The sequence below is a fragment of the Halobellus sp. MBLA0158 genome, assembly GCF_041477585.1.
In the GTDB taxonomy this organism is placed as follows: Archaea; Halobacteriota; Halobacteria; order Halobacteriales; family Haloferacaceae; genus Haloquadratum; species Haloquadratum rubicundus.
The window spans coordinates 2,085,779-2,112,716 of sequence record NZ_JBGNYA010000001.1 but is presented as its reverse complement, the minus strand read 5'-3'; the positions used below and the strand labels follow the sequence as shown (position 1 = coordinate 2,112,716).

Sequence of the window (26,938 nt, the reverse complement as noted above, 5' to 3'; positions counted from 1 at the left end):
GGAGGTACGGGCTCGGTATCACGTATGGATTACAGCCACGTCCGCGACGTCGACCCGGCCGTCGCCGACGCGCTCTCAGACGAGGTACAGCGGCAGCGGGACACGCTGGCGATGATCGCGAGCGAGAACCACGTGAGCGAGGCGGTGCTCGAAGCCCAGGGGAGCGCGCTCACGAACAAGTACGCCGAGGGGTACCCTGGCGAGCGCTACTACGCGGGCTGTGAGTACGCCGACGAGATCGAGGAACTGGCGATCGAGCGCGCGAAGGAGCTGTGGGGCGCAGAGCACGTCAACGTCCAGCCGCACTCGGGGACCCAGGCGAATATGGGCGTCTACCTGGCGATGCTCGAACCGGGCGACAAGATCCTCTCGCTGGATCTGACTCACGGCGGCCACCTCTCGCACGGCCACCCCGCGAACTTCACGGGCAAGACCTACGAGGTCGAGCAGTACGAGGTCGACGCCGACACCGGCTACGTGGATTACGAAGACCTCGCGGAGAAAGCAGAGACCTTCGAGCCCGACATCATCGTCTCTGGGTACTCTGCGTACCCCCGCGAGGTCGACTTCGAGCGGGTGCAGGAGATCGCCGAATCGGTCGACGCCTACCACCTCGCGGACATCGCCCACATCACGGGGCTCGTCACCGCGGGCGTCCACGCCTCGCCCGTCGGCGTCGCCGACTTCGTGACGGGCTCGACGCACAAGACCATCCGCGCCGGTCGCGGCGGGATCATTATGTGCGACGAGGAGCACGCCGACGCCGTCGACAACGCTGTCTTCCCCGGCGCGCAGGGCGGCCCGCTGATGCACAACATCGCGGGCAAGGCCGTCGGCTTCAAAGAGGCGCTCTCGCCCGAATTCGAGGCCTACGCCGAACAGACCGTCGCGAACGCCAAGGCCCTCGCGGACGAACTCCGCGAGCAGGGACTCGAACTCGTCTCGGGCGGCACCGACAATCACCTCGTGCTCGTGGACCTCCGGCCCTCGCATCCGGACACGACGGGCAAGGACGTCGAGGCCGCCCTCGAGGAGGCCGGCATCGTGATGAACGCGAACACGGTGCCCGGCGAGACGCGCTCGGCCTTCGACCCCAGCGGGATCCGTCTCGGGACGCCGGCGCTGACGACCCGCGGCTTCGACGAGGACGCCGTCCGCGAGGTCGGGGAACTCGTCGTCCGCGTCGTCGACGACTACGACGACGAGGACGTCGTCGCCGACGTGAGCGAGCGGGTCCAGGAACTCTGCGACGAGTACCCGCTCTACGAGTAGCAGTAGCGGAGAGTCGGAGATAGAGGTCTGATCTAAGGAGATTCTCCTTTTACGGGATTCGTTTTCGGCGACGACGTCCCGCGACATTTGCCGACGCCCGGCGAGACCGAACCCGCACATTTGAAGTGTGCTACCCGCTCTCTGTTGGATATGACGGAGATCATCGACGGCAACGCCGTCGCCCAGGACGTCCGAGACGGCCTCCTCGACAGCATCGAGACGCTGACCGAGGCGGGGACGACGCCGTGTCTCGCGACCGTACTGATGAACAACGACCCCGCGAGCGCCTCGTACGTCCGGATGAAACACGAGGACTGCGAGGAGGTCGGCATCGCGACGAAGGACGTCGAGATCGACCCCGAGGCCCCGGCCGAGGAACTGTTCGACACCATCGACGAACTCAACGCCGACCCCGAGGTCCACGGCATCCTCGTCCAGATGCCCCTCCCCGACCACGTCGACGAGCGCGAGGTCCTGCGGAGCATCGACCCCGCGAAGGACGTCGACGGCTTCCACCCCGAGAACGTCGGCCGCCTCGTCGCGGGCAACGCCCGGTACAAGCCCTGTACGCCCCACGGCGTCCAGAAGCTCCTCGAAGCCGCGGACGTCGAAACCGAGGGCGCGGAAGCCGTCGTCGTCGGCCGCTCGAACATCGTCGGCAAGCCGATGGCGAACCTCCTGATCCAGAAGGACAAGGGCGGCAACGCGACCGTGACGGTCTGTCACTCCCGCACCGACGACCTCGCCGAGAAGACCCGCAACGCCGACATCGTCATCGCCGCCGCGGGCGTCCCCGAGATGATCGACGGCGAGATGCTCACCGAGGGCACCGTCGTCATCGACGTCGGGATCAACCGCGTCGAGACCGACGAGGGCTCCGAGCTCATCGGCGACGTCGAGTACGAGAGCGCCAAGGAGAAGGCCAGCGCGATCACGCCCGTGCCGGGCGGCGTCGGTCCGATGACCCGCGCGATGCTCCTGTGGAACACCGTGAAGGCCGCCGGCGACGTGGCCGGTATCGACGTCGACCTTCCCTGAGCCGTCGTTTTCTGGTTTTCTGACTACCGCTCGAATCCGCCCGAGCCGCTCGGACCGCCCGGACCGCGAGGCCCGTCGGGTCCGCGCGGACCCGACGGACCCGGTCCCGCGATCGTCGTCTGCTCGCGGTCGGGTTCGGGTTCGACCTCCTCGCCGTCGACGAAGCGGACGAACGAGAGGTACAGCTCCCGGCCGCACGGCGCCTCCGACGAAGGGTCCTCGACGTCGTCGGCCTCGCTCCGTTCGCCGATCCACCGCAGGCCGTCCGCTCCGTCGCCGCAGACGAGACGAACGCCGTCGGCGGATTCGAAGTCCGCGTCGGGCGCGACGTACTCCCAGCCGACGAGCGGATACGGGGTGACGGACTTGTCCGCGAGGTAGCCCTCGCGCTCCAGCTCGAAGACCGCTCCGCAGTGGGGGCAGTAGTAGCGAACGGGATAGCTCATCGCCGCGAAATCGGATCTGACCGGACTTAACGGCCCCGGCCGGAATCGGGGCGGTCGCTCCGAGCGTTCAAGTGCGATCGGGACGCCACCCCCGCCGTGCGCTGAGAGTGACCGCGGGGCGTAACGCGGGTGTGCGGCACACCGTCCCGCGAGCGGCCGTGCCGCCTGTTAGCCTATCGCCGCAGGGAGGCGTCGTCGACGTACCGAAACGCCACGTCGGCCCGCCGCGCCGCCTCCTCGTCCCGCGGCGAGTCGCCGACGAAGACGACGTCGTCGGCGTCGACGCCGAGCCGTCGGATCGTCTCCAGGAGCGGCGCCGGGTCGGGCTTCCGCGCGGCGACGGTGTCGCGGCCGACGACGGCGTCGACGTGCGGCGTGAGCCCGTGGACATCGAGCGCGGTCCGACAGGCGTCCTCGCAGTTCAGCGAGCAGACGCCCTCGGCGTCGAAGCCGCCGACGGCGTCGGCGTACGGGAGCCGCTCGGCGTGTATCGCCTCGGCCCGCTCGTGGTCGGCGATCGTGGTCTCGACCTCCTGGGCGAGGTCGGTCCCGTCCGCGCGCTGCAAGAGGTCCCAGAGGTCCGTGCCGGGGACGTCGTGGCCGGCCGACTCGAAGACGGCGGCGACGTCGCGGGTGACCCGGTCCCAGTCGACGGGGAGTCGGACGAGCGTCCCGTCGAGGTCCCAGACCGCGGCGTCGAACCCGTCGAGCGGACGCCTCGCGTCCGACTGCGTACCGTCCATCATCGGAGTCGATAGGAGCGCTACGGGAAAAGGCGCTTCGGAAGCGTCGGTTCGAGGGAGAGCGGTCAGCGAACGGCGTCAGTCGCTCGGCTCCCACTGCCGGACGTAGTCGAGGACTTCCTCGGGCAAGGCGTCGAGGCCGCCGCCCTGGCCGAACGGTGGCCCGCCGCCGCCACCGCCGCCGAACGCGTCGGTCACGTCGTCGACCACGTCGCCGGCGTTGACGCCGCTGTCCGGACCGGCCGCGACCACGACGAACGGGCGCTCGCCGTCGCCGACGGCGACGACCACGCCGTCGTCGTCGACGGCGTCCTTGGCCGCGTCGCCGGCGTCGTTCGGGTCCGCGTCGGCGAGGACGCCGAGTCGCCACGTTGCCGCCTTGTCGACGGTCTCGAAGTCGGAGAGCGCGTTCGAGAGCGCCGCCTGTTCGAGTTCGCGGACGCGCGCTTCGAGGTCGTCGCGCTCGCTCCGGAGCGACGCGGCCGTCTCGGCGAGTTCGCCGGCGTTCGTTTCGAGTTCGGCCGCCGTCTCGCGGAGCGCGGCGTGCTGTCTCGCCCGGCGGTCGATGCCGTCGGGACCGACCGCGAACTCGACGCGGGTGAGCCCCTCACCGGGGTTCGAGCGGTCGAGCACCGTGACCGGCCCGATCTCGCGGGTGTTCGAGACGTGGGTGCCGCCGCAGGCGGCGACGTCCCAGCCGTCGACCTCGACGATCCGGACCGTGTCGGCGCCGGCCATCACGCCCTCTTCGGTCTTGGTGTTGAACGCGACGTCCTCGCGAGCGGTGGCCTCCTCGGTCGGGAGCTCGTACCAGCTCACGTCCCGGGACTCCCACACGGCGCGGTTCGTGAGCCGTTCGAGTTCGACGAGCGTCTCGTCGTCGATGTCGGTCGTCGTCGTGAAGTCGACGCGGACCTTCTCCTCGGAGATGTCGAAGCCGCCGTAGCCGAGGTCTTCCAGGAGCCGCCGGCCGGCGCCGTAGAGCAGGTGACTCGCGGTGTGGGCCCGCATACAGTAGGTCCGGAAGTCGTCGTCGACGACGCCCGTGACCGTCTCGCCGGCCTCGAAGCCCGGGCCCGGTTCCTCGGCGAGCGTGTGCCGCACGACCTCGCCGTCGTCCTGGACGTCCACGACGCGGATTCCGTCGATCGTTCCGGTGTCGGCGGGCTGGCCCCCGCTCTCGGCGTAGAAGTACGTCTGATCGAGCGTCACCGTCCGGTCGTCGGCATCGACGTCGACGACCTCGGCGGTGAACTCGCGGACCTCCGGCTCCGCCGGTGCGCGCGTGTTCATACACGTCCGCTCAGGCGTGGCGCCGACAAAAATGGTGGCAGTTCCGATCGGCTGATCGGTTACTCGTCGACCAAGTCGACGTCCAGCCGTTCTTCGAGCGCCCGGATCAGCGAGCCGCCGACGCCGGCCCGCGTCGCGCGGCCCTGCTCGACCGCGACCACGTCGTCTTCCGCGACGTCGAGTTCGGCCGCCAGTTCCTCCGTCGTGAGCCCCGCCTCCTGTCGGGCGGTCTCGGTGCGCTCGCCGTATCCAGTCACGAGGTACGGGAGGCGGTCGCGCTCGTAGTCCGTCCCGGACTCCTCCCAGTGGGAGGAATCGCCCTTCGCCTGGTCGTACATCCGCGCCTGTCGCTGGGCGGCGCGTTTCTTCCGGGACGGCCCCGAGTCGCCGCCGGCGCCGTTCCCGCCTCCGGTGCCTGCGCCTGCGCCGGCACCCGAGCCGCTCTGTTTCCGAGAGTCGTCGTGCGGAGCGCAGTCCTCGCAGACCAGAAGTTCCGCGCCGGCGACGTTCGCGCGCCGGAGCGAGCCGGTGGCGCGACCGCAGAGTTCGCAGCTGTCCCCGTCGCCACCGCCCCCGCCGCTACCGGTGGAGTATTTCGGCATAGCCTCCCGTACTGCCTCCACGGTGTAAAGCGTACCCCCCGGACGGCGTGACGGAATCCGCACCCGTGGCTGTCCGGGGTAGCTGCGGTAGAATTGTGCGTGGGTGCTGTGTCCCCGAAGGGATGAGCACCTGCATCGAGTGGCGGGTGTGCCGCCGTGCGATGCGTGGGACCGGATTTGAACCGGCGGACCCCTATGGGACAGCGCCCTCAACGCTGCGCCGTTGGCCTGGCTTGGCTACCCACGCTCGCGGTGTCGTATTACGCACTCAGTGGTTGTCCGGGGTAATTTAAATGAGTTTCCTTTCGACGGCGGAGCGGGCGTGAGCCGGCACTGTTTTTACCGCTCCGTCCGGCATTCTCCGGTATGGAACTCCGCGCGCGAGACCACGTGCCGGGACTCACGGCCGCGCTCACGGTCGTCTCGTTGGCGGCGGTCTTCGGGACCGTTCTCGGAGCCGTTCCGGTGGGGCTTCTCCCGACGGCGCCGTCCGCATTCCTCGATGCGATCCCCCACATCAACGCCGTCTTCAGCACCCTCGCGATCGCGACGATCGTCCTCGGAGTCCGGTTCATCCGCGCCGGCGACGTCGACCGCCACCGCGCGATGATGCTCTCGACGCTCGGGCTCTTCGTCGCCTTTCTCGTCCTGTATCTCTACCGGATCGCGCTTCAGGGCCCCGCCGAATTTCCGGGTCCGGAGACGGTGTACCAGTTCGTCTACCTCCCGATCCTGGCGGTCCACATCCTCCTGGCGATCGTCTGCATCCCGCTCGTGTACTACGTGCTGTTGCTCGCGGTCACGCGGCCCGTCAGCGCCATCTACGACACCGCCCATCGCCGCGTGGGCCGAATCGCCGCCTCGCTGTGGCTGATCTCGTTCTTCCTCGGCGACGTGGTCTACCTGCTCCTGTACGTGGTCTACTGACGCCGGGCGAAGATGTTCGCCGATCCGCCTAACCGATCGGCGGTGCTACCGCCCGTATGGCCCAGACATCGACCACGGATCTCCGACAGCGGCCCGAGACGACCGTCGAGGTGCGCGCGACCGGCCACGTCCGCGACGCCCTCGGGACGCCGAGCATCACCTTCACGTTCGAGGGCGACACGCTGCGGGAGTTCGCCGCGGCGTTCTTCGAGGAACACGACGTCCGCGACCTCGTGATCGCCGAGACCGAAGCCGAGTCCGCCACCCGCGGGTGGGCGCCGATCGACGCCGGCGACGTCCCCGGCGACCTCCTGAAGAACCCCGACGGCGAACAGACGCGGGCCTACGCGCGGATCCTGGTGAACGGGCGGTTCAACGAGACGCTCGACGGCTTCGACACCGAACTGGACGACGGCGACCGGGTCGCGCTCGTCAATCCGTTCCTCTTCTGCGTCTGAGGCGTCGCTAGCGCCCGGATTCCCCGTCGGCGCCGCTCAGTCGTCGGCCAGCGCGGGGTCGCCGATCACGGGGCGACTCACGTCGCGGTCGGTCTCCTCGCCGTCGATATCGTAGGGGTACTCGCCGGTGACGCAACCGAGACACAGATCGAGCTTCGACTGGTCCAGCACCTCGGCGATGGCGTCGACCGAGAGGTAGCCCAGGCTGTCGGCGCCGATCTCCTCGGAGATCTCCTCGATCGAGCGGTCGGCGGCGATGAGCTCCTCGCGGGAGGCCATGTCGATCCCCATATAGCACGGCGAGACGATCGGCGGCGCGCCGATCCGGACGTGGACCTCCTCGGCGCCGGCGTCGCGGAGCAGGGAGACGAGCTGGCGCGAGGTCGTCCCGCGGACGATGCTGTCGTCGATGATCGTGACCGAGCGGCCCTCGATCGTGCTCTTGATCGGATTGAGCTTCAGCCGCACGGCGCGCTCGCGCTCGTCCTGGGTCGGCATGATGAACGTCCGGCCGACGTAGCGGTTCTTCATCAGCCCCTCGGCGAACTCGACGGGCTCTTCGTCCTCGCCGCGGGCGGCGCCGTCGGGCGTCGTCTCGTTTGCGGCCTCGGCGTAGCCCGAGGCGAAGGCGCGGCCGGAGTCCGGCACGGGGAGCACGACGTCGGTCTCGACGCCGCACTCCTCCCAGAGCTTCCGGCCGAGCCCGCGGCGGGCCTCGTAGACGAGCGTGTCGTCGATGATCGAGTCCGGGCGGGCGAAGTAGACGTGTTCGAAGAAGCAGTGGGCGGTGTTCTCCTGTTCGACCAGTTGGTAGGAGTCGAAGCCGGAGCCGTCGGCTTCGAGCACGACGAGCTCTCCGGGGCGGACGTCGCGGACGAGCTCGCCGTCGAGGGTGTCGATCGCGGCCGACTCGGAGGCGACGACGTAGCCGTCGTCGAGCTTGCCGATACAGAGCGGGCGGTTGCCCTGCGGGTCGCGGACCGCGAGCACGGTCTCGTCGTGCATAATCGTCAGGGCGTAGGAGCCGTGGATGCGGTCCATCGTCCGCTTGACGGCGCGGACCAGATCGGCCTCGAGGAGGTTCCGCGCGAGGTCGTGGGCGATCACTTCCGTGTCGCCGTCGGAGGTGAACGCGTGGCCCAGTTCGGCGAGTTCGTCACGGATCTCGTCGGCGTTGACGAGGTTGCCGTTGTGCGAGAGCCCGAGCGAGCCCGACTTGAACGAGACGGAGAAGGGCTGGGCACAGGAGGCGTTGACGCCGCCGGAGGTCGGGTAGCGGACGTGGCCGATACCGGTCTGGCCCGCCAGCGACTCGATGTCGGACTCGTCGAAGGCGTCGCCGACGAGGCCCATCTCGACGTGGCTGTGCTGCTGGAAGCCGTCGTGAGTGACGATGCCCGCCGACTCCTGGCCCCGGTGCTGGAGGGCGTACAGGGAGTAGTACAGCGGGCGTGCCGCGGCCCGGTCTTCGAGCGCGACGCCGACGACCCCGCACTTCTCGGTCGGCCCCGAGAGGTCAGCCCGGGTCTCCGCCGGGTCGCTCGCTCGTGTGTGCGCCGATCCCGCGTCCGTCGGTCCGCGTCCGGGTGTGGGGTTCGATGGGTCCCGCCCGTCTGGCATATCCGATCGTACGGATTCCGGGGGCTAAAAACCCGTCCATATGCCATCTTCTGCCTTTTCTCGGCCGAAAGTATACACGAACGTGCTTAGAACATCCCGCAGTCGCACCGCCGGTAGTACGTGACGAAGCCGTCGCCAGTCCGGATCTCCTTCGAGTCCAGGTACTCCGCGTCCCGGAGCCCGGTGACGGCCTCGCGGACCTCTCGCTCTGTCACGTCCATCCGGGCGACGTCGACCCGCTCGGAATCTGCGGATGCCGTTTCGTCGTGCTCGTCGTCCCGGACGACGTCGAGGCCCGCCTCGTCGGACTCGGGCGGTGCGACCGTCCCGCCGTCGACGAGTAATTCGTGGAGTTCGGGCACCGAGTACGCGCGCGGGCCGACCGCGCCAAGGAACTCCGCGACCGCGCGTTCGAGATCGGTCCACGCCCTACCGGACTCCCACTCGTCGTCGCTTATCGGCATAGGAGATCCGTGCGCGGCCTACGGGAAAAGTATTGGTTCGGTGTCAGACGCCGCGCTGACGCCGACCGTCCGCCAGCGGGTCAGTCGTCCGCGGGCGCCGTCGCCGTCGGGCCGCGGTCGCCCGCGTCGCCGTCGCCCGTGATCGTCACGTAGAACATGATGAGCATCGAGGCGATGAGCGCGAGCCCCCACAGGAAGCCCGTCGGCATCAGGAAGGTGAGGCCGAACCCCTCGCCGAGCCAGACGATGCCGGGGATCCCCCACTGCCCGGCGATGTAGAGGACCGTCACGGCCGTCCGAAGCTGCCCGGTGACGCCGAGCGCGGGCACGGCAAAGCCCATCACGATAGCCAGGATGGAGAGCACGCCCAGGTGGGCGTGTCCGCCGATCATCCACGGCGGAACGGGGTTGCCGCCCGAGAGAATCACGAACTGGTGCAGGCCGACCGCCATCATCGTCGCCAGACCGAGGAATCCGGATGCTTTGAGTGCTTTTGTCATATCTCCGCCGGTAAATACTAGATGAAGTACATAAATCTGTCCCCGTTTCGTCCGGCGGTTTCGAAACGGGAGACGGCTAGGAGACGGCCGCGCGCCCGTCTCCTCGTCCTCGATGTCGACGTCTACGAGAAAAATCTCGTGAGCAGACGAGTGCTCCGGCTATTCTTCGTCTTCGTCGTCGACGTCCTCGAAGTCGGCGTCGACGTACTCGTCGCCGTCGCCGGACGCGCCGGCGCCGCCCATTCCGCCGGGGCCCGCGCCGCCCGGACCGGCGCCGCCGGGACCTGCGCCCGCGGCACCCGCACCGGCGCCGCCCGCGCCGCCGGCGGCCTGCTGGGCCTCGTACATCTGCTTGCCGATCTCCTGGAGTTCGGAGGTCAGCGCCTCTGTGACCTCTTCGAGTTCTTCCTTCGTGGCGTCCTCGTCTTCGAGGACCTCCTCGACGTCTTCGATCTTCGCCTCGATCGACTCCCGGAGGTCGTCGTCGACGTTCTCCTCGTTCTCTTCGAGTAGGGTCTCCGCGCGCTGGATCGTGCTCTCGGCCTCGTTGCGCGCCTCGATGCGCTCGCGGCGGCGCTCGTCTTCCTCGGCGTGTTCTTCGGCCTCCTGCTGCATCTCCTCGATCTCCTCGTCGGAGAGGCCCGCGCCGCCCTCGATGGTGATCGACTCGGCGTTCCCGGAGCCCTTGTCCTCGGCCTCGACGTTCACGATGCCGTTCTCGTCGATGTTGAAGGCGACCTCGATCTGCGGGGTGCCGGCCGGCGCCGGCGGGATGCCCGTGAGCTGGAACTCACCCAGGAGCTCGTTCTCCTCGGCGATCTCGCGCTCGCCCTGGAAGACCCGGACGTTCACCGAGGTCTGATTGTCGGCCGCGGTCGTGAAGATCTTCGACTCCTCGGTCGGGATGGTGGTGTTCTTCTCGATGAGCCGCTCGAAGAGGCCGCCCTTCACCTCGATCCCGAGCGACAGCGGCGTGACGTCCAGCAGGACGATGTCGTCGACTTCGCCGCCGAGGACGCCGCCCTGGATCGCCGCGCCCAGCGCGACGGCCTCGTCGGGGTTGACGTTCTTCTTCGGCTCCTTGCCGGTCATCTCCTCGACCTTCTCTTGGACCTGCGGCATCCGCGTGGAGCCGCCGACGAGGATCACCTCGTCGATGTCGGACTTGTCGTAGCCGGCGTCCGAGAGCGCCTGCTCTGTCGGGTCGACCGTCCGGTCGAGCAGGTCCGCGGTGAGGGACTCGAACTTCGCGCGGGTGAGCTTCTCTTCGAGGTCGAGCGGGCCCGAGTCCGTCGTCGCGATGAACGGGAGGCTGATCGTGGTCTCCTTCCGGCTGCTGAGTTCGATCTTCGCCTCCTCGGCGGCGTCTTCGAGCCGCTGGAGCGCCTGCCGGTCGTCGCGGAGGTCGATGCCGTGTTCGTCTTCGAACTCGTCGGCGAGGTAGTCGACGATGGCCTCGTCCCAGTCGTCGCCGCCGAGGTCGTTGTCGCCGTTGGTGGCGACGACCTCGTAGACGCCGCCGCCGAGATCCAGAATAGAGACGTCGAAGGTGCCGCCGCCGAGGTCGTAGACGAGGACGGTCTGGTCGGATTCGTCGTCGAGGCCGTAGGCCATCGACGCCGCGGTCGGCTCGTTGACGATGCGCTCGACCTCGAAGCCGGCGATCTCGCCGGCGTCCTTCGTGGCCTGGCGCTGGCGGTCGTTGAAGTACGCGGGGACCGTGATGACGGCCTTCTCGACCTCGTCGCCGAGGTACTCCTCGGCGTCGCGCTTGATCTTCTGGAGGATCATCGCCGAGACCTGCTCGGGCGTGTAGTCCTCGCCGTCGAGTTCGACGGTGTAGTCCTCTTCGCCCATGTGGCGCTTTATCGACTGCACCGTCTGCTCGGGGTTCTTGACGGCCTGATTCTTCGCCGGCTTCCCGACGAGTCGCTCCCCGTCGTCGAACGCGACGACGGAGGGCGTCGTCCGCTCGCCCTCGGAGTTCACGATGATCTCCGGGTCGCCCCCTTCCATCACCGCGAACGCGCTGTTCGTGGTACCGAGGTCGATACCGAGAATCTTGTTGCTCGCCATCTTGTCGCTAACTACTGGTCTAAATCGGTTAAAGGTTACTAGACAGCGGTCTCTCCGGCTGTGGTTCGGGTCGACGCTGTATGTCGATTATTCCGTGTGAGTCGTTGGCAGGTAGATGGATTTATATCGAAGCGCAGGTCAGCCGACGGGCCGCGTACTGTTCGTCGTCAGTCAGTATCAGAGGATCACGTCCGCGACGTCGGCGGCGCCGGCCCTGCGGACCACCGCGCGGACGACGTCCTGCGCGCCCGCGAGGTTGTCGGAGTCGCCGTCGAGGACGAGCAGTTTCGCCGGCCGCCCGGCCTCGATCAGCCCGCAGTCGAGCCCCGCGATCTGGGCGCCGTTCCGCGTCGCCATCCGGAGGACCTCCCTGGCGGAGACGTCCGCGAGCTTCGCGGTGAACTCCATCTCCCGGAACATCGACGGGGAGTTCAGCATCACGTTGTCGGTGCCGAGCGCGACGGTGGTCCGCTCGGCGAGTTCGCGGACCGGCGGTACCCCCACGCCGGTCACGAGATTGGAGCGGGGACACACCACGACGGGGATCTCGTTGTCCGCCAGCCGCTCGTAGTGGAGGGGCTCGGGGTGAACCATATGGACGAGGAAGTCGGGATCGAGGTCCAAGGCGGGGTTGACGTCGTGGGGGTCGCGCTCGCCGGCGTGGATGCCGAAGAGCTTTCCCTCCTCGCGAGTGGCGGTCCGCAGGCTGTCGAAGTCGCCGTCGCGCGCGCCCGAGGCGCCGAAGCCGTCCGATTCGCGCATCGCGGCCTCGGTCTCTCGGCCCAGCACGACCGGCTCGATCGGGAGGTCCGCGGCGGCCTCGCGGATGTACTCCACGCCCTCGACGCCCCCCTCGCGGAACTCCACGCAGGCGGCCGTGCCGGTGTCGCCCATCAGCTTGAGCGAGCGCCGCATCGCGCCGACGGTCTCCTCCCGGCTGGCGGCGCGGAGGAGCCGGTGTTTGAGCCCGTCCGGCGGCGCGACGAGTTCGTCCAGGGAGAGCCCCGCGCCCGCCTCCTTGGCGATCGAGTCGCCGATGTGCGTGTGGGCGTTGACGAACGCCGGCAGCACGATGTTCTCCGAATGCACCTCGGCCTCCTCGACCGCCTGGATCTCCCCGTCCTCGACGACGACGCGGCCCTCGATCGGCTCGAACGACGGCCCCGCGAGTATCGTCCCCTCGATGAGCATCGGCTCATCGTCGCCGACCCAGCGGCTTGAAACCCTCGGCAGGGCGGCGCCCGGAGGGGATCAGTCGGTGAACTCGTCCAGCGTCGCCGTCACGCCGGGCCGGACGTCCGAAACGAGCGCGCCGTCGAGATCGAGCCCGAGCGCCTCGACGGCGGCCCGTCCCGCGCGGTCGGTCTCGGACGCGGGGACGTAGACGCCGAGCCGCCACTGCTGTTTCTGGGCGGTACGGAGCGCCGACACCAGCGGCGACTGCTTGCCCAGCTGCCGCATCTCGCCGCTCACCATCACCCGCGAGGTCGACTCGGTCATCGAGGGCCGCTCGGGGACGTCGAGGACGACCTCCTCGTGGGCGAGCCCCGTCCGCTCGGCGACGGCCCGTTCGAGGTCCCGGAGGGTCTCGACGTCGGCGTCGACGACGTCCTCGGGGACGGCTTCGAGCTCGGCCCAGACCGCCCGCTTGTAGAGGTCGCGAGTGAAGAGGCGGCGGGCCACTTCGCTCGTCTCGGGGGTGGCCCGCAGCGCGGCCAGCAGGTCGTGGTCGTCCATCCGGCGGAGCTGCTGGGCCGAGATGTCGGGCTGATCGAGCAGCCGCTCTGCGCCCCGGCGGAGCATCGCCTTCGAGATGCGGGCGACGTGGTGTTGATAGACGGTCGGGTTCATCAGCGCCCGCGCGAGCAGGAGCGACTCGGCGGTCTGGACGTTCCCCTCCGCGAGCACCAGCTCTCCGTCGACGAAGGTGAGCTCGCGGATCAGCCGCTCGTGGTCGATCGTGCCGTAGGGGACGCCCGTGTGGTGGGCGTCGCGGACGAGGTAGTCCATCCGGTCGACGTCGAGTTCGCCGGAGACCAACTGCCCGTACTGGCCCTCGCCGGCGACGAGCCCCGCGATGCGCTCGGGGTCGAGGTCGTGTTCGCGGAGGGTCTCGCCGACCTCGCCCTGCGCGAGGAGTTCCCCGACGTCGTCGTGGTACTTCCCGGTGTGTCGGTGGGTCACCTCTTCGACGTTGTGGCTGTACGGCCCGTGGCCGACGTCGTGGAGGAGCGCCGCCGCGCGGATGCGCTCGCCCTGGACGCCGTCGATGCCGAGGTGGTCGAGCGCGCGGTCGGCCAGGTGGTACACGCCCAGGGAGTGTTCGAATCGCGTGTGGTTCGCCGAGGGGTAGACCAACTGCACCGTGCCCAGTTGCTTGATGTGTCGGAGCCGCTGGACCGGCTCGGTGTCGAGGAGGGCTTCGGCAACGCCCTCGACCTCGATGTGGTCGTGGACGCTGTCTTTGATCGTCGCCATACGTCGGCTAGCGCCGGATCCTACAAAAAGCGTCGCCCGATCCGGAGCCCGGAGCACCCGCTGGATCGGCGGGCGTCAGTCAGGCCGCGTCGCTCCCGGCGTCCGACTCCGGCGGCCGAAACGCTTCGGCGACCGCATACAGCGTCCGGCCGGCGAACGCGACGACACCGAGGATTCCCGCGGCGGCCAAGAGCGGCTGGGAACCGCCCCCCGCGGGCAGGCGGTACGCGAGGCTCAACAGTGCGAGCAGGATGGCGAACAGGAGGGCGTCTCGGGACCACATACCCGACGGCTCCACTTCTCCGACCGAAAGGCCGTCGGTCCGCCGGAACGCGCGTCAGGGATGATCCATCTGGCGGCGATCGGGAAGAAAGCGACGAGGAAACCGAGAGAGGGGCAGGAAGACAGCGAGAAAGCGAGAAGACGGCGGAAGGACGGCACAGAGGACGTTCGAGCGCATATTTTCGACCCCGACGCAGTCGGTCGATCCGTTGACGTTTTAGCCGAATTTAGCCGGATTTGGATTTCGCCGCGGATCAAATCCGAATTGACGGTCTCCTCAGTTGAAGTACTTCCCCGTCCAAGGGGTAACTGCGACGTCGCTTCGGCGGCGTCGCGGTACGCCGACCCGATGGATGGACGGGTCGGCGACGCCCGCACCCCCGGCACAGGGGGGCCGTACTCGCGGCATCCCGCCGCGCTGACAGCGTGCCGGGTGCGGACTATCAGGCCGGTCCTGCTCCGGCCGGCCTCGAACCGCCGCGTGCCGGGCTGACCGCCCGCTCGCGGCACTCACCGCTGGCGGCCGGTCCCGTCTCCACCCGCCGCCCGAGTCAGAGGCACCCACGGGGAATGCACCCAAACCGCCGATCGACACCCCACACCCGCGTTCCGTTTTGCGCCGGGTCGGTGGCTTAATACCGACTCCTGACAATGTCCCTATGTCAAGTAATGCCGCTTTCACTATCGTCTGGCGCGCTCTACGGAATATACGTTCTCGCGTTCGCCGCCGCCGCCGTCGCCTGCCTCTGGATGGTCCCCAGATGCCGCCGAATCGAACACGAAGAGACCCGCCGAGGGCTCTTCTGGCTCCTCGTCACGAGCGGGGGCTGGGCGGCCGCCCACGTCGGATATCTGACGATGCCGACACCGACGCTCCAGTACGTCTTCTACGAGGTCGGCCTCGTCGTCGGCCTCGCGTCGGTCGGTCCGTGGCTGTACTTCTGTTCGGCCTACACCGGGCGGTCGCTCCACCGCAGTACCACGGTCCGGAAGGCGTTCCTCGCGGTGTTTCTCCTCATCGTGGCGGTGAAAGTGACGAATCCGGTCCACCACTGGTACTTCGTCACGGAGGTCGTCGAGACGCCCTTTGCGTACCTCCAGGTCAGACACCGCCCGCTCCACTGGCTCGTGATGGGCGTCGCTTACGCGCTCACCGCCGTCGGCTTCTTCACGCTCTTCGAGCTGTTCGTCCGCGTCAACACCGACACCAGGCCGCTCTTCGTCCTGCTGGCCCTGACCGGCATCCCGGTCGTCTTCGACGTCGCCGGCGCCATCTTCCCGTGGGCGCTCGACATCACCTACTCATCGATCGGGGTGGCCGCGTTCGCGGTCGGCGTTTTCTCCATCTACTTCGACCGCTTCCAGTACGTCCGCGTGGCGGGCGAGGCCGCCGACCCGATCGTCGTCCTCGACGAGGACGGGGAGATCCGCGACTTCAACGCGCGTGCGAGCGAGGTCTTTCCCGGCCTCGCGGACGGGATCGACGAACCGCTCGACGAGGTAGCGCCGCAGTTGTCAGCCGCGCTCGACGACGAGGAACCGATGTTCGAGACCGAGACCGACGGGGAGACGCGTTACTTCAACGTCTCGTCGAACCCCTTCACCACCGGGGGCGCTCAGACGGGCCGGTCGATCGTCCTCACGGACGTAACCGACCGCGAGCAGTACCGGCGGGAGCTCGAAGCGAAGAACGAGAAGCTCGAACAGTTCGCCAGCATCGTCAGCCACGACCTCCGCAACCCACTCCAGGTCGCGAAGGGCCGGACCGAGCTCGCGATCGACTCCGGCGACGTCGACCACCTCGACGCGGTCGTGCGCGCCCACGAGCGGATGGAACAGCTGATCGAGGAGATCCTGACTCTCGCCCGCGAGGGCGCCTCGATCGACGAAACCGAGCGGGTCGTGATATCGCGGCTCGCCGAGCAGTCCTGGTCGATGATCGCCGCCGACGGGGCCGACCTCGTCGTCACCGAGGACGTCGAGTGCGAGGTCGAGGCCGATCCCGAGCGACTCCAGCAGCTGTTCGAGAATCTGTTCCGGAACGCCATCGAGCACGGCGGCGCCGACGTCACCGTGACGGTAGGTTGCCTCGAAGACGGCTTCTACGTGGAAGACGACGGGCCCGGCATCCCCGCAGACGCCCGCGACGAGATCTTCGAGGCGGGCTATACGACCGCCTCGGACGGCACGGGATTCGGGCTCTCGATCGTCTCGGAGATCGTCGAGGCCCACGGCTGGGAGATCCGAGCGGTCGACGGGGCGGACGGCGGCGCCAGATTCGAGATCGTCGGCGTGAGCGAGATCGAGTCCGAGTCCGAGTCAGAGTCAGAGTCCGAATCGGCGTCCTGAGTCCGACTCCCGCAGCAAGCGCCCATTCGGTCAACGTCAGCGAATCTTCCGCACGTCGCTGACGTCGAAGCCGCCCTCGTGGATCTCGGTCTCGAAGCGGACGATGTTCTCGCGTTCGATCTGTGAGAGCACGCCCCGGAATTCCTGGACGACCATCGTCCGCGCGCGCTTGGAGCCGCCGGACTCCCACTCGAACTGGAGCGTCCCGTCGGCGGCGTCGATCAGGTGTCCGAGTTCGGTCGGTTCGAGGGTCTCACTGCTGGCGTACGCCAGGACGAGGCCGTTCCACCGGTGGGCGGCCTTCCCCAGCCCGCGGATGAGCATCGCGATGTCGTTCCAGGCCATCTCGTCGGAGATCGCCGAGACGAGGTCGGTGATGGAGTCGATGACGACGAGGTTCTCCGCGGCGTTCGCGTTGAGGTACTGGCCGAGCGCCGTGAGGACGTCCGCGCGCTCCTCGCGGCCGCCGAGGTCGCGCAGGGTCGTCGTCTCGCCGAGGTACCACTCCCGCGGGACCGGGCTCAGCTGGAAGAACTCCGGCGAGAAGTCCCGGACCGTGATCCCGTCGGCCGCGGCCTCGACGAGCTCGTCGTCGAGGACGTAGGACATCTCGCGGCGGACGTTCGACTCGTCGGCGGTGAAAGAGAGGTAGTGGACCTCCGGCGGCGGCGACGCCGCCTCGTGGAGGTCGCCGTAGTGGAGCTCGAAGAGCTCCTCGTCGCCGTGGGCGAGCGCGTTCATCGTCGCGCTGGTGTACATGAACTCCCGGGCCCCGGCCCCGGGTTCGCCGACCAGCAGGACGACCGTTCCCGGAGGCGCGCCGCCGTCGACGATCCGATCGAAGCGCGAGACCCCGAACGGGATTCGGTCCATACGCACACGTTTCCGGCGGCGGCGTTAACGGTTTCGGGCCACCGTCCGAGGCTCCGCGCGGTCGCCCGAGGCTACGTCCTGACGATCTCGGCGCCCTCGTTCCGTCCCGCGACGACGCGCACCTCGCCGTCGAGGCCGGCCGATCGGAGCGCTTCCTCCCCGGCCCGGCGCGCCGCGTCGGCGTGGTCGACGTCGGTGACGCCGTAGACGCACGGGCCCCACGAGGACTGGCCGACGCCGAAACAGGACGGCTCAGAGGAGAGGAAGTCGACGAGCGTCCCGACGGGCTCGCGGTAGATCCCCGACTGCTCGTCGGCGTACCAGCGGCCGTTGAGTCGGTCGATCCGTTCGACGGCGGCGCCGAACCGCGCGGCCGATCCGTCGGCGAGCGCCGGCAGCAGCCGCCGCAGGACGACGCCCGCGATCCGGTCGGCGACGCCCGGGTCGGCGTCCGTGATCACACAGCGCATACTCTCGTCTTCGCACTCGCCGTTCCGTCCGACGTCGGCCTCGGGGACGACGAGCAGGAACCGCCATCCCTCGGGCACGTCGCGACGGATCGCGACCGGCGGCGTCTCCCACGTCCCGTCGGCCGGGCGCTCGGGGGTGAACGCCTCGCTCGGGTGGCCGCCGTCGACGACGACGCCGCCTCGCTTGAACGCCGCGACGCCGACGCCGGAGCGACCGGCGCGTCCCAGTTCCGGCGCCCGCGACCTCGCCCGCGGGTCACAGCCGTGGGCGCGGGCGACGGCCGCGAGGGTCGCGAGCGCCAACTGCGTCCCGCTGCCGAGTCCGACGTGTCGCGGTAGCGTCGACTCGACGGCCACCGACGCGCCCGAAACGCCGAGCAGTTCGACCGCGCGCTCGGCGTACTCGCGGCCGAGGTCGTGCGCGCACGCGACGTCGTCTGCGGGCTCGGCGGTCACCACCGTCCGCGGCGCGTCCAGACCGACACCCAGGCCGCCGTACAGTCGCTCGTGGTCGAGACTCAGATTGCCGAATCCGAAGTGGAGGCGGGCGCCGGTCGCGACGCGAACGCGGCTCATCACCGCAACGGAGGGGCGACACGCCGTTGGTGATTGCGACGGGGGCAATCCGACCCGGTGTCGGAAGCCACGTCACCCCCGTCAGGGCAGCGGGCAGAGGCTCGCGGTGAAGACGGCGACGTCGTCGGACTCGTTGCGCGCGCCGTGGACGGCTCCGCGGTCGTGTCGGACGACCCCCGGCGCCTCGACGGTCTCTTCCGCCCCATCGCGGACGACCACGACCGAGCCTTCGAGGACGTGGAAGACGTTGGTGCTGTCGGCGTGTTCGTGCGGTTCGAGCTCCGCGCCGGGACCCAGCGCGAACCCCTTCACCAGGACGTCGTCGGTGACGACAAGCTCCGTCGTGTCTACCTCGCCGTCGTCGGGGTCCAGTGCCTCGCGCGCCTCGGGGTACAGATCGAGCGTCATCGTTGGGGACGTGCGTCGGCGTCGTATATATGCTGTCGGTCGCGGCGCCGGGGACACGGACTTCCCCCGGCCGGCTCAGTCGGTGTAGATCTCGAACCTGGCGCCGCCGGCCTCCCCCTCGGCGGGCTGGATCTCCCAGCCGTGGGCCTCGACGCACTGCTGGACGATCGCGAGGCCGAAGCCCGTGCCGTTCCGCGCCGTCGAGAAGCCGTATTCGAAGATCTCGTCGCGGTCCTCTGCGGGGATACCCGGGCCGTCGTCTTCCACGTAGAAGCCGCCCTCGACCGATCCCACCGTGACGGTGACGTCGGCGCCGCCGTGTTCGACGGCGTTCCGGAACAGATTCTCGAACAGCTGTCTGAGCTGGCTCTCGTCGGCGGCGAGCTCCCTGTCGGTCTCGACTTCGAGCGCCGCCTCGCCGGTGTCGACGTTCGCCCAGCAGGTCCGGACGAACTGGTCGAGCCGGACCGGCTCCCGATCGACCTCGGTGTCGCGCTTGCGGGCGAGCGTCAGGAGGTCGTCGACGAGCGACTTCATCCGCTCGTGGGCGTTCCGGACGGATTCCAGCTGTTCGCTGTCGCACTCTTCCATCGCGAGTTCGAGCCGGCCCTCCGCGACGTTCAGCGGATTGCGCAGGTCGTGAGAGACCACCGAGGCGAACTGTTCGAGCCGGGCGTTCTGCCGGGTCAGTTCGCGCTCGCGCTCGCGGAGGCGTTCGTTGCGCTCGACCTGTTCAAGCGCGCGGACGACGTTGACGCTGAGGATCTCCCCGAGGACGAGTTCGCTCTCGTCGAAGGCGTCGGGCTCCTTAGAGCCCGCAAGGAGGATCCCGTAGTCTCCGAGCGGGAAGAACACCTCGCTCCTGATCGGGGTGTCTTCGTTGTGGCGATCGGGATCCTCGTGGACGTCGGTGACGACGCTCGGCTCCCCCTCCTGAAACACTCGCCCCGCGATGCTGTCGTCGAGCGAGAAGGTGGGCGGCTCCCCGATCACGTCGTAGGTCCCCTCGGTGGCGGCGACCGGATCGAGCCCCTTGTCGGGATCGTAGAGGTGGATCGCGTTCAGATCCAAATCGAGGATCGACCGCGCGGCGTCGACGCCGATCTGGGCCACCCGCTCGTTGGTCTCGGCGCGCATCAGCTCACGGGCCGTCTCGTTCAGCGCCTCCAGCCGCCGCTCGCGCTTGCGCCGCTCGGAGACGTCGTGGTAGACCCACAGGTGCCCCCGGCCCTCCGGCAGTTCGATCGGCCGGTAGCTCCGTTCGAGCGCGCGACCGTCCGCGAAGACGACCTCCTCGTTCCAGACCGGCTCGCGTTCCGCGATGATCTCGTTGATCCGGTCGACGAACCGCTCCGGCTCCGCGAACCGGCCGCTGATCCGTTTCGCGAACCGCTCGCAGTCGTCGCCGACGACGTCCTCGGGTGACTGGGAGAACTCGAAGAGCTCGAACAGCCGGTCGTTGACTTGGAGGACGTTCCGGTCGGCGTCCTCGGCGAGCACGCCGACCGGCAGCGTCTCGAAGAGCGTCGAGCGGATCGCGTTCGTCCGTTCGAGCTCCCGCCGCTGGCGGCGCTTCTCGGTGATGTCCTCGAACTGCGAGAAGATCGTGATCACGTCGCCGTCCTCGTCGGTGACGACGCGGTTGTGCCACGAACACAGCCGGCGCTCGCCGTCCTTCCGAACGATCTCGTTGACGCTCTGGTAGCCGCCGCGGTCCGACAGGAGCTGTCGCTCGACCTCGGCGACGTGCCGCCGCTCCTCCTCGGGGACGATCGGCAGCCAGGTCCCGCCGACGAGCTCTTCGGGCTCGTAGCCCGTGATCTCCCCGGCCGCCTCGTTCACGCGGACGATCCTGAAGTTCTCGTCGTACTCGATCGTGCCGAGCGGCGACTGGTCGATGAACCGCGAGAGCCGCCGTTGGCTCTCGGCGAGCGCCTCTAGGGAGCGGTTCTGCTCGACGGCGTTTTCGATCCGGTTCGCGAGGACGGTGTACTGCTCGGTCCCGACCTCCTTCTGGAGGTAGTCCGTCACGCCCGCGGAGATGGCCTTGCTCGCGATCTCCTCGGAGCCCTTGCCCGTAAAGAGGATGAACGGGACGTCCTCGTCGAGGTCGCGGACGCGTTCGAGCAGCTCGAGGCCGTTCATCTGTGGCATCTCGTAGTCGCTGACGACGCAGTCGAGGCGCTCGCCGCGGACGCGTTCGAGGACGGTCTCGGGGTTCGTCGAGGTATAGACGGAAAAAGAGTCGTTGATACGAGTCAGAAACGACGCGGTGAGGTCGACGAAGTCGGGATCGTCGTCCACGTGAAGGACCCGGATTTCGCTGTGTCTGTCTGAAATCGGACGCTCCGGGTCCCCGCTCTCGGTCATCACCTCTCCGTACAGACACCTCGGTCAAATAGGTTTGCCGGGTGAGGGTCCTCGGAGCCCGCCGCCCCCGAGTCGATGCTCCTCGTCAGACTGTCCTCCCCCTCTGACGTCCAGTACCTCTTTGCCCGTCGCGTCCGGAGCACGCGTATGCTCACCGGGCTCGCCAGACTCGGGCTGGAGGTGAAAGATCTCGCGACGGTGCGGGAGTTCTACGAGGGCCGACTCGGGCTCGCCGCCGACGCGGCCGATGCGACCCGCGTCCGCTACCCGATCGGCGAGGCCGCAGAGCGCCCCGACGACGGCGCGGGCCGGACCGCGCTCGTGCTCCGACGGCCCGTCGACCGCCCCCGCGGAGGCGTCCACACGCACTTCGCGTTCGCGACGTCCCGGTCCGCCTACCCCCGATGGCGACGCCGCCTGGCCGACCTCGACCCCGTCGAGTTCTCGTTCGGGTCGAGCGACTCGCTGTACGTCTACGACCCCGCGGGTCACTGCGTCGAGATCGGCGGCATCCACGGGGAGAGCCCTGCCGACGCGTCGAACACGTCGGCGGACGCGACCGCGCCGGACGAGGCCGTCGATACGGAAGCCCCGCCGCTTTCGGGCATCTTCGAGGTCGTCTTCGAGGTCACGGATCTGGACCGCGCCGAGGCGCGCTACCGACGCCTCGGCTTCGAGGTCGTCGACCGCGGCGACGAGCGGCGCCGCGTCCGGCTCTCGGGACCCGTCGACCTGGAACTCTGGGAGCCGCAACTGGGGATCGCCGACGCCCGCGGCGGCCTCCACGTCGACCTGGCGCTCCGGACGGTCGACCCCAACGCGGCCGTCGAGGCGGGCGGTCCCTGGGCCGCCGGTCCGACCGCGGCCGAGGGCGGACTCCGGGTCGTCGACGACGACGGCCACGTGCTGACGTTCCTGCCCGGGACGTGACCGTCGGGCACGGCCCGCTCCCGTTCAGAGCCGTTCGGTGTTGATCTCGACGCCCGGCGGCGAGACGACGAGGAACCGCCGGAAGTGCGTCAGGTTCCCGCCCATATCCTTCACCGGCCGGGCGAAGCCGTTCGCGAGTTCGTTGAGGTCGCCCTCGACGGCCAGCACCAACACGTTGCCCTGCTCGACGGTGTCGATCCACTCCTCGTCGGCGGTCGTTCCGTCCAGCACCCCGAGGACGACCTCCCCCTCGACGTCGTCTTCGAGGTGCTCTTCGGCCGCGGAGAGATTCAGATTGAAGTCGCTCATACCCGCCTCAACGGAAAGCGACACGAAAAGGATTCTGACGGCCGTCGGCCCCACGGCGCTCGTCGTCGGCGAGCGACCGCGGAATTCCGGGCTGGTCGTTCGTCCAGTAACGACCGCGCGCGAGCCGCGAGGGATGAACGAACTCCGAAAACGAGGCGAAATTTACGCCGAACGGACAGCGATCGGGTGAGAGAGGGCTCGCGTCGCCGACGCCCGAGAGCTCGTGCCATCACTCGGAAAGCGGCCTCAAGATCCATCGAGAGCGGGTGAAACGGACGCTAATCGCCTTTCTCGGCCCTCGTGACGCAGATCCCCACAGCGAAAGCCTTTAATATCTTTCCGGGCAGGTATCGAGTACAATGTCTCACGACGACATGGAGGCTCAGTCGGACACCCCGGCTGGTCGAGTTCTTCCAGGGCACATTAGCCCAAATAACTGAATCCGAGATCGACGAGGTACGGATTTTTGACACGACGCTCCGCGACGGCGAACAGTCGCCACGCACTTCGTTCAGCTACGACGAAAAGCGGGACATAGCCGCGACGCTGGACGAGATGGGCACCCACGTCATCGAGGCGGGGTTCCCGGTCAACTCGGACGCCGAGTTCGAGTCCGTGAGCGACATCGCCGCCGCGACGGACACGACCGTCTGCGGGCTGGCGCGCGTCGTCGAGAAAGACGTAGAGGCCGCGCTCGACTCCGGCGTGGAACTGGTCCACGTCTTCGTCAGCACGAGCGACGTGCAGCTGGCCGACTCGATGCACGCCTCCCGCGAAGAGGCCGTCGAGCGGGCGGTCGAGAGCGTCGAGCGCGTGAAGGACGCGGGCGTCGAGGTGATGTTCTCCCCGATGGACGCCACCCGGACCGACATCGACTTCCTGGCCGAGATCATCTCGGCCGTCGACGAGGTCGACGTGGACTGGATCAACATCCCGGACACCTGCGGGGTCGCGACGCCGACCCGCTTCGCCGGGATGATCCGCGAGGTGCGCAAGCACACCGACGCGCGGATCGACGTCCACGCCCACGACGACTTCGGGCTGGCGGCCGCCAACGCGATGGCGGGCTTCGAGGCCGGCGCGTCGCAGGCGCAGGTGTCGGTCAACGGCATCGGCGAGCGCGCCGGTAACGCCGCGTTTGAGGAGGTCGTGATGTCCGCGGAGTCGCTGTACAACGTGGACACGGGGATCGACACCACCCGAATCACCGAACTGTCGCGGATGGTCGAGGAGGCGAGCGACATCCCGGTTCCGGCGAACAAGCCGGTCGTAGGACGGAACGCCTTCTCACACGAGAGCGGCATCCACGCCGCGGGCGTCATCGAGAACTCCGACACCTTCGAGCCGGGCGTGATGACCCCCGAGATGGTCGGCGCCCAGCGAGAGTTCGTCCTCGGCAAGCACACCGGGACGCACTCGGTCCGAAAGCGGCTCGAAGAATCCGGCTTCGCGCCGACCGATACCGAGGTACGTGACGTGACCCGTCGCGTGAAGGACTACGGCGCGGAGAAGGAGCGCGTCACCGTCGACGTGTTGACGCGCTTCGCCCGCGAGGTCGGCGTCGACCGCGCCGACGAGGACGAGGAGGAGGTCCGCGCCTGATGGCGCGCGCCCCGTTCGCTCGCTTCCCCGAGCCACGGGCGCGTCGCCGGGCGACTCGTCGGGGAACCGGAGCGCGAAACGTTAATTACGGACCAGAATCATCTATCGGGTACGATGCGACGACCGCACACCCCCGCGACGTCCGCCGCTCGGAGAGCGGCGGCTCCCGTCGACGGGCGGCGGTCGCCCGGCGTCGAGGGCGGTCTCGACGTCGTCTCGCGGATCATCGTAGGGGCCCCCTAGCCCCTCACACACCCGTTTTCGATTCTCGTCAGTTCGCGCCCGCCGTTCGACCGACCAGCAACCGTAACACCAGGCCAATGCCACACGACGCTCGACCCCGAACTCCACACACACGACCGACGCACCGCCAGCAGACCACCCCCGCAGGAGGGTCTCGCCGATGAGCAAGCAGGAACAGCCGCCGTCGGCGACCGAAGAGGAGGCCGACGAGGAACGGGCCATCGGCCCCGTAACGACCGGCTCGGAGTCGGTCATCCGCGCCCTGGAAAACGCGGGCGTCGAGGCCGCCTTCGGCGTCCAGGGCGGGGCGATTATGCCCGTCTACGACGCGCTGTATCACTCCGACATCCGGCACATCACGATGGCCCACGAGCAGGGCGCCGCACACGCGGCCGACGCCTTCAGCGTCGTCCGCAACGAGCCGGGCGTCTGCCTCGCGACGTCGGGGCCGGGGGCGACGAACCTCGTCACCGGCATCGCCGACGCGAACATGGACTCCGACGGCCTCGTCGCGCTCACCGGCCAGGTCCCGGCGGACATGGTCGGCTCCGACGCGTTCCAGGAGACAGATACCACCGGCGTGACAGCGCCCATCACGAAGCACAACTACTTCGCCGACGACCCCGACTCCGTCGGCGACACCGTCGGCGAGGCGATCGCCCTGGCCGACGAGGGGCGACCGGGGCCGACGCTCGTCGACCTCCCGAAGGACGTCACGCTCGGCGAGACCGACGCCGAGCCCGGCCCGGCGACGCCGCCGGAGACGACCCAGCCGCAGTACGTCGCCGACGAGGCCGACGTCCGCGAGGCGGCCGACGCGATCGAGGCCGCAGAGCGCCCGCTGCTGCTGTTCGGCGGCGGCGTGATCAAGGCCGACGCGACCGACGAGGCGCGCTCGTTCGCGCGCGAGTACGAGATCCCCGTCGTCACGACGATGCCGGGCATCGGCTCGTTCCCCGAGGACGACGACCTCTGTCTCTCGTGGGCGGGGATGCACGGCACGGGCTACGCCAATATGGCGATCACCCACACCGATCTGCTGATCGCGGTCGGGACCCGGTTCGACGACCGCCTCACCGGCGGCATCGACACCTTCGCGCCGGAGGCGGAGGTCATCCACATCGACATCGATCCCGCCGAGATCTCGAAGAACGTCCACGCTGACTACCCGCTGATCGGCGACGCGGGGATCGTCCTCGACCAGCTCGACGACGCCATCGGTCGCGCGCCCGAGGCCGAATCGTGGCGCGAGCAGTGTCTCACCTGGCAGGACGAGTACCCGATGGACTATGCGACCCCGGACGACGAGCCGCTGAAGCCGCAGTTCGTCGTCGAGGTGCTCGACGAGGCGACCGCCGACGACACCATCGTCACGACCGGCGTCGGCCAGCACCAGATGTGGGCCGCCCAGTACTGGACCTTCTCCGAGCCGCGCACCTGGGTCTCCAGCCACGGGCTCGGGACGATGGGCTACGGCCTCCCGGCCGCCGTCGGCGCGCGCATCGCGGCCGACGACGACCAGCAGGTCGTGTGTATCGACGGCGACGGCTCCTTCCTGATGACGATCCAGGCGCTCTCTGTCGCCGTCCGCGAGGACCTCGACATCACCGTCGCGGTCCTGAACAACGAGTACATCGGGATGGTCCGCCAGTGGCAGGACGCCTTCTTCGAGGGCCGCCGGATGGCCGCGGAGTACAACTGGTGTCCGGAGTTCGACATGCTGGCCGAGGCGTTCGGAGCGCGCGGCTTCCGCGTCGACGACTACGACGAGGTCGCAGACACCGTCGAAAAGGCGCTGTCGTACGACGGCCCCTCGGTCATCGACTTCCACATCGACCCGGCGGAGAACGTCTACCCGATGGTTCCCTCGGGTGGCGCGAACGGCAAATTCGCACTCACGGAGGACCAGCTATGAGCTCGGACGACTTCAAGGTGACCGACGACTCGGACGAAGACCTGCCGAAGCACGGACTGAAAGGCCCCTCGCCGGACGAGCGCCCCCACCCGGAGGGACGGCGCAACTCCCAGGGGATCCGCATCGATCCCGAAGCCGAGGCCGAACACGAGCCGCGGCGCGCGGTCATCTCGGCGCTCGTCGAAGACGACCCCGGCGTCCTCTCGCGGGTCTCGGGGCTGTTCTCCCGGCGGCAGTTCAACATCGAGAGCCTCACCGTCGGGCCGACCACCGTCGAGAACCACTCGCGGATCACCCTGGTCGTCGAAGAGCCCGAACCGGGGATCGACCAGGTCGAAAAGCAGCTCGCCAAGCTCAAGCCCGTCATCGCCGTCGGCGAACTCGACGCCGACGCCGTGCGGACCGAACTCGTCCTCCTGAAGGTAGAGGGCGACGAGCCCGACAAGGTCCACGCCGTCACCGAGATGTACGACGGCCAGACGCTCGACGCCGGGCCGAAGACCATCACGGTCCAGCTCACCGGCGACGAGCAGGAGATCGACGACGCGATCGACGCGTTCCGGCAGTTCGGCATCATCGAGATCGCCCGCACGGGCTACACGGCGCTCGCGCGCGGCAATCAGGCGACCGTGCCGGGCGAGAAGCCGGGCACCGCGGACGAACCGACCCGACCGACAAACGCACAATAGAGACT

General features: G+C 68.7%; 25 protein-coding genes and 1 tRNA gene. 9 read left to right on the top strand and 17 right to left on the bottom strand.

Features of this window, described 5'->3' with window-relative positions; translation table 11 throughout:
- Positions 1-24: 24 nt before the first annotated feature.
- Positions 25-1,272 (top strand): serine hydroxymethyltransferase, encoded by a 1,248-nt coding sequence (gene glyA / locus OS889_RS10795; RefSeq protein ID WP_372389779.1) that lies wholly within the window; start codon positions 25-27, stop codon positions 1,270-1,272.
- A gap of 150 nt (positions 1,273-1,422) precedes the next feature.
- The gene (locus OS889_RS10790) at positions 1,423-2,310 is read left to right on the top strand and encodes a bifunctional methylenetetrahydrofolate dehydrogenase/methenyltetrahydrofolate cyclohydrolase (RefSeq protein WP_372389778.1); all 888 of its coding nucleotides are present in this window, start codon (positions 1,423-1,425) and stop codon (positions 2,308-2,310) included.
- Between the two features lie 23 nt (positions 2,311-2,333).
- On the opposite strand, the gene OS889_RS10785 is transcribed toward OS889_RS10790, so the two are convergent.
- The 5 genes from OS889_RS10785 to OS889_RS10765 all read right to left on the bottom strand — a co-directional run bounded on the left by OS889_RS10785 (position 2,334) and on the right by OS889_RS10765 (position 5,641).
- A complete protein-coding gene (locus OS889_RS10785) occupies positions 2,334-2,756 on the bottom strand; it encodes a DUF7969 family protein (protein ID WP_372389777.1) in 423 nt (140 codons plus the stop codon).
- Positions 2,757-2,929: 173 nt separating this feature from the next.
- Positions 2,930-3,502: an HAD family hydrolase gene (locus tag OS889_RS10780; RefSeq protein ID WP_372389776.1), complete on the bottom strand. Its 573-nt coding sequence runs from the start codon at positions 3,500-3,502 to the stop codon at positions 2,930-2,932.
- Positions 3,503-3,577: 75 nt separating this feature from the next.
- A complete protein-coding gene (locus tag OS889_RS10775) occupies positions 3,578-4,792 on the bottom strand; it encodes an alanyl-tRNA editing protein (RefSeq protein ID WP_372389775.1) in 1,215 nt (404 codons plus the stop codon).
- Between the two features lie 59 nt (positions 4,793-4,851).
- The gene (locus tag OS889_RS10770; protein WP_372389774.1) at positions 4,852-5,394 is read right to left on the bottom strand and encodes a helix-turn-helix domain-containing protein; all 543 of its coding nucleotides are present in this window, start codon (positions 5,392-5,394) and stop codon (positions 4,852-4,854) included.
- A gap of 162 nt (positions 5,395-5,556) precedes the next feature.
- A tRNA-Leu gene (locus OS889_RS10765) sits at positions 5,557-5,641 on the bottom strand.
- 119 nt (positions 5,642-5,760) lie between these two features.
- On the opposite strand from OS889_RS10765, the gene OS889_RS10760 reads away from it, so the two are divergent.
- Together OS889_RS10760 and OS889_RS10755 are read left to right on the top strand one after the other, a co-directional pair.
- Positions 5,761-6,321, top strand: coding sequence for a DUF420 domain-containing protein (locus OS889_RS10760; protein WP_372389773.1), 561 nt, complete (start codon positions 5,761-5,763; stop codon positions 6,319-6,321).
- Between the two features lie 56 nt (positions 6,322-6,377).
- On the top strand, positions 6,378-6,779 hold the full coding sequence (locus tag OS889_RS10755) for a MoaD/ThiS family protein (protein WP_372389772.1): 402 nt from the start codon (positions 6,378-6,380) through the stop codon (positions 6,777-6,779).
- 36 nt (positions 6,780-6,815) lie between these two features.
- Here OS889_RS10755 and purF read toward each other — a convergent pair whose 3' ends face one another.
- From purF to OS889_RS10720, 7 genes are all read right to left on the bottom strand, one after another.
- The gene (gene purF, locus OS889_RS10750) at positions 6,816-8,399 is read right to left on the bottom strand and encodes an amidophosphoribosyltransferase (protein WP_372389771.1); all 1,584 of its coding nucleotides are present in this window, start codon (positions 8,397-8,399) and stop codon (positions 6,816-6,818) included.
- Between the two features lie 86 nt (positions 8,400-8,485).
- Positions 8,486-8,863 (bottom strand): hypothetical protein, encoded by a 378-nt coding sequence (locus OS889_RS10745; protein ID WP_372389770.1) that lies wholly within the window; start codon positions 8,861-8,863, stop codon positions 8,486-8,488.
- A gap of 80 nt (positions 8,864-8,943) precedes the next feature.
- Complete coding sequence (locus OS889_RS10740) at positions 8,944-9,363, bottom strand: DUF8059 family membrane protein (RefSeq protein WP_372389769.1); 420 nt, start codon at positions 9,361-9,363, stop codon at positions 8,944-8,946.
- A 159-nt stretch (positions 9,364-9,522) separates the two neighbouring features.
- Positions 9,523-11,439, bottom strand: a complete 1,917-nt coding sequence (gene dnaK / locus OS889_RS10735; RefSeq protein ID WP_372389768.1) for a molecular chaperone DnaK — start codon at positions 11,437-11,439, stop codon at positions 9,523-9,525.
- Positions 11,440-11,616: 177 nt separating this feature from the next.
- On the bottom strand, positions 11,617-12,630 hold the full coding sequence (locus OS889_RS10730) for an amidohydrolase family protein (protein WP_372389767.1): 1,014 nt from the start codon (positions 12,628-12,630) through the stop codon (positions 11,617-11,619).
- Between the two features lie 60 nt (positions 12,631-12,690).
- Positions 12,691-13,917: an HD domain-containing protein gene (locus OS889_RS10725; RefSeq protein ID WP_372389766.1), complete on the bottom strand. Its 1,227-nt coding sequence runs from the start codon at positions 13,915-13,917 to the stop codon at positions 12,691-12,693.
- Between the two features lie 79 nt (positions 13,918-13,996).
- Positions 13,997-14,200: a hypothetical protein gene (locus OS889_RS10720; RefSeq protein WP_372389765.1), complete on the bottom strand. Its 204-nt coding sequence runs from the start codon at positions 14,198-14,200 to the stop codon at positions 13,997-13,999.
- Between the two features lie 668 nt (positions 14,201-14,868).
- Between OS889_RS10720 and OS889_RS10715 the strand changes: the two genes are divergently transcribed.
- Positions 14,869-16,548 (top strand): sensor histidine kinase, encoded by a 1,680-nt coding sequence (locus OS889_RS10715; protein WP_372389764.1) that lies wholly within the window; start codon positions 14,869-14,871, stop codon positions 16,546-16,548.
- A 36-nt stretch (positions 16,549-16,584) separates the two neighbouring features.
- Here OS889_RS10715 and OS889_RS10710 read toward each other — a convergent pair whose 3' ends face one another.
- From OS889_RS10710 to OS889_RS10695, 4 genes are all read right to left on the bottom strand, one after another.
- Positions 16,585-17,421 (bottom strand): RAD55 family ATPase, encoded by an 837-nt coding sequence (locus tag OS889_RS10710; RefSeq protein WP_372389763.1) that lies wholly within the window; start codon positions 17,419-17,421, stop codon positions 16,585-16,587.
- A gap of 71 nt (positions 17,422-17,492) precedes the next feature.
- Positions 17,493-18,467 (bottom strand): beta-ribofuranosylaminobenzene 5'-phosphate synthase family protein, encoded by a 975-nt coding sequence (locus OS889_RS10705; protein ID WP_372389762.1) that lies wholly within the window; start codon positions 18,465-18,467, stop codon positions 17,493-17,495.
- A gap of 81 nt (positions 18,468-18,548) precedes the next feature.
- The gene (locus OS889_RS10700; protein WP_372389761.1) at positions 18,549-18,875 is read right to left on the bottom strand and encodes a cupin domain-containing protein; all 327 of its coding nucleotides are present in this window, start codon (positions 18,873-18,875) and stop codon (positions 18,549-18,551) included.
- A 75-nt stretch (positions 18,876-18,950) separates the two neighbouring features.
- A complete protein-coding gene (locus OS889_RS10695; protein WP_372389760.1) occupies positions 18,951-21,245 on the bottom strand; it encodes a hybrid sensor histidine kinase/response regulator in 2,295 nt (764 codons plus the stop codon).
- 147 nt (positions 21,246-21,392) lie between these two features.
- Here OS889_RS10695 and OS889_RS10690 point away from each other — a divergent pair, with 147 nt between their 5' ends.
- Positions 21,393-22,175 carry a VOC family protein gene (locus OS889_RS10690; RefSeq protein WP_372389759.1) on the top strand — a complete coding sequence of 261 codons (783 nt, stop codon included), beginning with the start codon at positions 21,393-21,395 and terminating at the stop codon, positions 22,173-22,175.
- 24 nt (positions 22,176-22,199) lie between these two features.
- Here the strand turns inward: OS889_RS10690 and OS889_RS10685 are convergent, their stop codons facing one another.
- A complete protein-coding gene (locus tag OS889_RS10685) occupies positions 22,200-22,484 on the bottom strand; it encodes a DUF5779 family protein (RefSeq protein WP_372389758.1) in 285 nt (94 codons plus the stop codon).
- 333 nt (positions 22,485-22,817) lie between these two features.
- Here OS889_RS10685 and OS889_RS10680 point away from each other — a divergent pair, with 333 nt between their 5' ends.
- From OS889_RS10680 to ilvN, 3 genes are all read left to right on the top strand, one after another.
- A complete protein-coding gene (locus tag OS889_RS10680) occupies positions 22,818-24,086 on the top strand; it encodes a LeuA family protein (RefSeq protein ID WP_372391603.1) in 1,269 nt (422 codons plus the stop codon).
- Between the two features lie 403 nt (positions 24,087-24,489).
- Entirely contained in the window at positions 24,490-26,244 is a 1,755-nt protein-coding gene (gene ilvB, locus OS889_RS10675) for a biosynthetic-type acetolactate synthase large subunit (RefSeq protein ID WP_372389757.1), read from the top strand.
- Complete coding sequence (ilvN, locus tag OS889_RS10670; protein ID WP_372389755.1) at positions 26,241-26,933, top strand: acetolactate synthase small subunit; 693 nt, start codon at positions 26,241-26,243, stop codon at positions 26,931-26,933. Before ilvB ends, ilvN begins: the two co-directional genes overlap by 4 nt.
- Positions 26,934-26,938 lie beyond the last annotated feature (5 nt).